Here is a 2,500-nt window from a genome sequence, read left to right on the forward strand (position 1 = left end):
CCGTCGAGGACGCCGACCCGACCGCCCTGGACGGCAACCGGACGGCCTACGACGTCGCCGACACCTACGCCCTGCCGACGCTGGTGCGGCTCGACCCCCGGGTGCGCGCGGCGTACGCCGCGTCCGTCAGGGACCGGGTGCAGCGCACCACGGCCCTGCTCGACCGCCGCGGCATCAACCACGCCCGCCTCGGGTCGTCCGACGAGGTCGTGTCCGCCGTCTTCGCCCTCCTCGAGAGGCAGCGCCGTGCCCGCCGCTGACGCCCCGCCGCCGGGCTTCTACGCCCCCGACCCGTATGCCGGCCGGTGGCTGTGGATCGGCATCGCTGTCCTTGCGCTCGTGGCTGCCTGGTACGTCTGGGTGTGGTGGTCGACGCGGGAGAGGAAGGTCGTCGTGCCGCCTCGCGTCACGCCGGACCGGCTGAGTCGGCTGCGGGCCGACTACACGCAACAGATCGACCTCGTCCTGCGTCAGGCAGCGGCAGGGGAGATCAGCCAGCGCCGGGCGCACCAGCAGCTCAGCGTCCTCGTGCGCCACTTCGTGCAGGAGGTCTCCGGGATCGACGCGCCGACGATGACGCTCACCGAGCTCAACGCGAAGGGCTCGCGGCTGACGCCCGTCTCCGAGGTGGTCGGCACGCTCTACCCGGGTGAGTTCGCTCCGCGCGAGACCGCGACGCTCACCGGCGCCGGCACGGTCGCCAAGCAGGTGGTGGCGCGGTGGAGCTGAGCGGACTCGACCTCAAGTGGCCCGGGGTCCTCGCGCTCGGGACGCTGCTCGCGCTCCTGCTGGCGTATGCCGTGTACCGCCTCAGGTCCCGCCGGCAGGCGCGCGCCTCGGCAGCGGTCGCCAACTCGAGCACGCTCACCGACCTGCCGGAGTTCCGCCGCGCGCTGCGCCGGCACCGGATCCGGATGATGGTGCTCGCGTCGAGCGCCGTGCTCCTCGGTGGGGCGGCGTTGGTCGGCGCTGCGCGCCCGCTCGACACGACGGTCGACAAGCCGCAGACGCGCAGCCGCGACATCATGCTGTGCCTCGACGTCTCCGGCTCGATGGCGGCCTACGACGCGACGCTGGTGACGACGTTCAGGTCTCTCGTGAAGAGCTTCGAGGGCGAGCGCATCGGGCTCGTCATCTTCAACAGCTCCGCGGCGACCGTCTTCCCGCTCACCGACGACTACGACTTCATCAACGGCGAGCTCGACTCGGCGGGGCGCGCGCTCACCGGCGAGCCGGGATACGACTCGTTCTTCGCCGGCACCTCCAACGGTCGCGGCACCTCGCTCATCGGCGACGGGCTCGCCACGTGCGTCTCGAGCTTCGACAAGGTCGACCTGCAACGGGCGCGCTCGGTCGTCTTCGCGACGGACAACCACCTCGCCGGACGCCCCATCATCACCGTGGACGAGGCGGGGCAGCTGGCCAGGGCCAAGGGCGTCCGCGTCTACGGGCTCAACCCCGAGGAGGACGGCGCCGACCAGGAGGCCATGGCGATGCGAAAGGTCGTCAGCGGCACGGGCGGGCAGTACTTCGCGATGAGTGACCAGTCGGCCATCAAGGGCATCGTGGACTCGGTCGACGCCCAGGAGGCGACGCTCGTCGACGCGGCATCCCGCTCGCTCCACTCCGACAACCCGACCCTGCCGATCACCCTCGCCGGGATCGGCCTCGTCGGGGTCATCGGCGCGACCCGGAGGTGGTCGTCGTGAACCTGCTCCCCGTCGCTCCGTGGCCGCTCCTGCTCGTCCTCGTCGTCGCCGCCCTGGCGGCCGTGTGGTGGAACCCCTCGTCGCGCTCCGTGCCGGGCGAGTCGCGGTCGACGCACTGGCGGCTCACGGTGGCGGTGGTGCTCCTAGCGACGGCGGCGCTCCTCCCGGGGGTGCCGGGGGAGCAGGTCGACACCACCGCCGCCAACCTCAACGTCTACTTCGTCGTCGACACGACGAGCAGCATCATCGCGGAGGACTACGGCAACGAGCGGCCTCGGCTCGAGGGGGTGTCCTCGGACATCTCGGCCATCGCGGCAGCGCTGCCCGGTGCGCGCTACTCGGTCGTGACGTTCGACCAGGCGTCGCGAGTCCGCCTACCGCTGACGACGGACACGACGGCGCTCGACGCGGCGGTCGAGACCCTCCTGCCCGAGTCCTACGAGGTCTCGCGGGGCACCTCGGTGAGCGAGGCCAAGGACCGGCTGAAGGAGCTGCTCGGGCAGGCCGACGCGCGGACGCCCGAGCGTGGGCGCATCGTCTACTACCTCGGCGACGGCGAGCAGACGGCTGCCGACGCGCCGGCGCCGTTCGCCATCGACAGGCGGCTCATCAACGGTGGGGCGGTGCTCGGATACGGCACGACCACCGGGGGCCGGATGAAGGCGACCCGGTCGCGGTTCGACACGAGCCGCGACTACATCAAGGACCCCGCCACCGGAGAGGACGCCCGGTCGGTCGTCAGCGAGCCCACGTTGCGCACGATCGCCGACCAGCTCGGCGTGGCCTACGTC

General features: G+C 72.0%; 3 protein-coding genes and 1 pseudogene. All 4 read left to right on the top strand.

The window, feature by feature from the left end; all coding sequences use genetic code 11:
* A pseudogene (locus AC1DP0_RS20745) lies at positions 1-260 on the top strand (hypothetical protein); the annotation flags it as partial.
* Positions 247-729: a hypothetical protein gene (locus AC1DP0_RS20750; RefSeq protein WP_478088252.1), complete on the top strand. Its 483-nt coding sequence runs from the start codon at positions 247-249 to the stop codon at positions 727-729. The pseudogene AC1DP0_RS20745 and the gene AC1DP0_RS20750, both read left to right, overlap by 14 nt.
* Positions 720-1,709, top strand: coding sequence for a vWA domain-containing protein (locus tag AC1DP0_RS20755; protein WP_478088254.1), 990 nt, complete (start codon positions 720-722; stop codon positions 1,707-1,709). Before AC1DP0_RS20750 ends, AC1DP0_RS20755 begins: the two co-directional genes overlap by 10 nt.
* The coding region (locus tag AC1DP0_RS20760) for a VWA domain-containing protein (protein ID WP_478088256.1) at positions 1,706-2,500 on the top strand (795 nt) is incomplete at its 3' end. The genes AC1DP0_RS20755 and AC1DP0_RS20760, both read left to right, overlap by 4 nt.

The sequence above is a fragment of the Terrabacter sp. P5_B1 genome (assembly GCF_056400505.1).